Annotated in this window: 3 protein-coding genes; 1 reads left to right on the forward strand and 2 read right to left on the reverse strand. The window is 72.9% G+C overall.

Annotated elements, in window-relative coordinates:
• Position 1 precedes the first annotated feature (1 nt).
• Positions 2–877, reverse strand: coding sequence for a F510_1955 family glycosylhydrolase (locus DD1DGNOD_RS23640; protein ID WP_131771052.1), 876 nt, complete (start codon positions 875–877; stop codon positions 2–4).
• 105 nt (positions 878–982) lie between these two features.
• Here DD1DGNOD_RS23640 and DD1DGNOD_RS23645 point away from each other — a divergent pair, with 105 nt between their 5' ends.
• Positions 983–2,941: a copper resistance protein CopC gene (locus DD1DGNOD_RS23645; RefSeq protein WP_206443386.1), complete on the forward strand. Its 1,959-nt coding sequence runs from the start codon at positions 983–985 to the stop codon at positions 2,939–2,941.
• 126 nt (positions 2,942–3,067) lie between these two features.
• Here the strand turns inward: DD1DGNOD_RS23645 and DD1DGNOD_RS23650 are convergent.
• A partial coding sequence (locus DD1DGNOD_RS23650; RefSeq protein WP_165036985.1) for a TlpA family protein disulfide reductase occupies positions 3,068–3,440 on the reverse strand: 373 nt, incomplete at its 5' end.

Consider the following 3,440-nt stretch of genomic DNA (forward strand, 5'->3'; position numbering starts at 1 on the left):
GTCAGTCGGTGGCCAGGGGCAGGAGCCGGGCGAAGGTAACGCCGGCATCGCGGGATTCGTAGATCCCGTCTGTGGTGGCGGCAAGCACGTGGTGTGCGTCGACGGCGGTGAACGCCTGCGGCTGGCCGCCGGGAATCGTGGAGATCCGCGTCCACGTGGCACCGGTGTCAGCGCTCATGCTGAGAGTGCCGGCCGGGTCCACCCCGTATAGCGTCGTCATCGCCGGCCAGGCGAGGAACACCTGCACGGCGCTGCTGCGGGGCAGGGCGAAGCTCCGGCCGCCGTCGGTGCTGGCGGCCACACCCCGCTCGGTGGTGGCCAGCACCGTGGTCAGGTCAGCCGGGCTGGCCACGACGTCAGCGGCGGCGATCCGCGCCCGCCTGTCCCAGGTGGTCTTATCGGTGCTGGTACGCAGGGTGGCGGCGGTGGCGTCGTAGCCGTACACGGTCCCGTGGGCATAGTCGAGGGCGTGGAAGTCGGCCTGACCGGCCAGGGAACGCTGGTGCCAGGTCGTGCCCGCGTCGGTGGACTCGATCAGCCCGACGTTCGACGGGCCGCCGGTGCCGGGGGCGGGATGCCCGCTGGCGAGGAACATGTTGGGACCGGCCACGGTGAAACCCATGAAGTCGTCGCGTGCCGCACCGACCAGGTGTGCGGTGCCCTGCTCGATGCGGAACAGGCCGTGGTGGGTGGCGATGTAGACCGCGTTGTCGGCCGGGTTGACGCCGAGCCCGTGCACGTGGCTGATCTGCCCGCCCTGCCCGCTGTCCTCGGTGGACGTACCGCTCCCGCAGGCCACCAGCAGGACGGCTGCGGCGAGGGCAGCAGCGACCTGGAGGGCGGCGGTGAGGCGCCGGCGTGGGAACGGAACGGTCATCGACGTCTCCAGACGGTTCGCGAGGCCACCGGACCTCACCCAACTATCTCCTATGCGGCTTAGTATTCGCTTCCGGGTGAGCCGCGAGGTGGATGTGGGGGTGCGGTGCGCACGTTGATCCGCCTGGTGGGGCTGGTGGTGACCGGCCTGGTGCTGCTCGTCGTGATGGCCGGACCCGCGTCGGCGCATGCCACGCTGCTGTTCACCGGTCCGGCCGCGGACGGCACCGTCCCGGACGGGCCGGGTGCGCTCACCCTCATTTTCGACCAGCCCGTTACTGTGACGGGCAGTTCGGTCCGGCTGTTCGATGCCGACGGCCGGGCCGTGCCGACCGAGCGGGCCGGCGTCGGTGACGGCGGGCGGAGCGTGACCGCTGCCGTGGATCAGCGGGTGGGTGGCGGGGTGTACACCGTGGCCTGGCAGGTGGTCGCCGGCGACGGCGATGTGATGGGCGGTGAGTACCGGTTCGCCGTCGGTCCGGCCGCCTCGACCCTCGGCAACGGGCAGACCAGCTCGGCCACTAAGGGGGTGGGATGGGTCACCGTGTTGCGGTGGCTGCTGTTCGTCGCCCTCGCGTTGTATCTGGGTGGGCTCGCCGGGCAGCGCCTCACCCACCACCACCGTGATGAGACCACACCCGACCCGCCGCGGCCATGGCTGCTGCCGGGCGCGCTCGCCGGGCTGGTAACCACGCTCGGTCTGGCCGCGCTGCTCGTCGGGGACGGCTCACCGATCCGGGGCCTGGCCCGGCTGACCCCCGCCGCGCTGCTGGAGACCGGTCCGGGCAGGCTCGCCGCGGTGCAGGTCGCCGGGTTCGCCCTCGCCGTACTCGCCGTGCTGGCGCGCCGGGCCGGGTGGGGTGCCGTGCCGGTGGGCGTCGTGGTGGTGGCCGAGGCGCTGCGGGCGCACCCGCAGGGACGCCAGCCCGGCTCAGGCGCGCTGCTCACCGCCGTGCACCTGGTCGCGGTCGCCGTGTGGGTCGGCGCGCTGGTGCAGGTGCTGCGCACCCTGGCCGTCTGGCGGGGCCGGCCGGGTGTCGGCCGGGTGCTGCTGGGGGCCTACGCCCGGCTGGCGCTGTGGCTGCTCGCTTTGGTGGTCGCGACCGGCGGGCTGTCCGCGCTCGTGCTGGTCCCGCTGAACCGGGTGGTCACCACCGGCTACGGCCAGCTCCTCCTAGTCAAGATCGCGCTGGTGGTGGTTGCAGCGGTGCTGGCCCTGACCGCACGATGGCACCTGCGCCGGGCCGCGGCCGCGCACGACGGCGGCCCACCCCGACCGGCGCGGCTGGAGGCGGGGGTGCTGGTGGGCGTCCTCGGCCTGTCCGGGCTGCTCACCGCGCTCCCCACTCCCACCGACCCCAAGGCACCGTTGCCGTTCGCCCCGCCGGCCGCCGGCCCGGTGGTGCCGGCCGGTACCCTCGCCGGGCAGATCGGGGTGGCGGTCCGGGCCAGTGACGGCCAGCTCGTTGTGCAGCTGTCCACCCCCGATGCCACCGGCGAACCCGCGGCCAGCCAGGCCGACTACCAGATGTCCGCAGCCCTCGCCGACCCCGACGGCCCCAGCCGCACTCTCACCCTGCGCGGATGCGGTAGCGGATGTTTCACCGCCCCGGTCGGCTGGCCGGAGGGCACCAGCCGGCTCACCCTCACCGCCGCCGCGGACGGCTGGACGGGTGGGAGGACGAGCCTGGCCGTGGCCTGGCCACCCCGGCCGGACCCCGAGCTGCTGCGCGAGGCGGTTGCGGCCATGCGCCAGGTGGGCCAGTTCACCCTGCACGAGCGGGTGACCAGCGACACCAGCCGCGGCCTGGGCACACCGTCGGCGCTGTCCCTGTCGGGCGCCCGTTTCCTGGACAGCGAGCCCTACGGCAGCGGCCAGGCCCCGGTCACCACCCGGCTGGACAGCACCGACGGTCAGACCCGGCTGGCCCTGGCCTACCCCGCCGAAAGCCTTCAGATCGAACTCGCTCTCGCCCCCGACGGCAAAATCATCCGGGAGGTGCTGGCCGCCCCCAAACATCTGATCACCCGTAGCTTCGTCTACCCCGACCATGACGCCCCCTGACCGGCGGGAACCTCGAGCGGGCTCGTCCCGGATGACAGATCGGTCAAGGGGCGCAAGCCGCAGCCGGCCAACGGTGTCGCCGACGCTCCCGCGTCCAGGGGTGATGCTTGATGTGATCGCGGAGGGCTATCCGGTTGTCGATTCGGCGAGGAGCTGGGAAAGGACGGGTCGCAGGTCGTCGGAGGCGACGGTGTTGAGGAAGCGGGCAGCGACGCGGCCGCGGCGGTCCAGCACGAGCGTGCTGGGGATCGTCGTCGGTGGTAGGACCCGCAAGCGGACCAGCAGGCTGGCGGACGGGTCGTACAGGCTCGGGTACGGTACGTGGTAGTCGCGGACGAACGCCTGCGCGGCCCCCAGGGAGTCGCGGATGTTGATACCGAGGAAGGCGACGCCTTGGGTGTGGGTCTGCGCATACACCTCGACCAGCCCGGGGGTTTCCGCCCGGCACGGCGCGCACCACGACGCCCACACGTTGACGACCACGACCGTGCCCCGCAGT

It is taken from the genome of Candidatus Protofrankia californiensis (genome assembly GCF_900634765.1).
Taxonomy (GTDB): Bacteria; Actinomycetota; Actinomycetes; order Frankiales; family Frankiaceae; genus Protofrankia; species Protofrankia californiensis.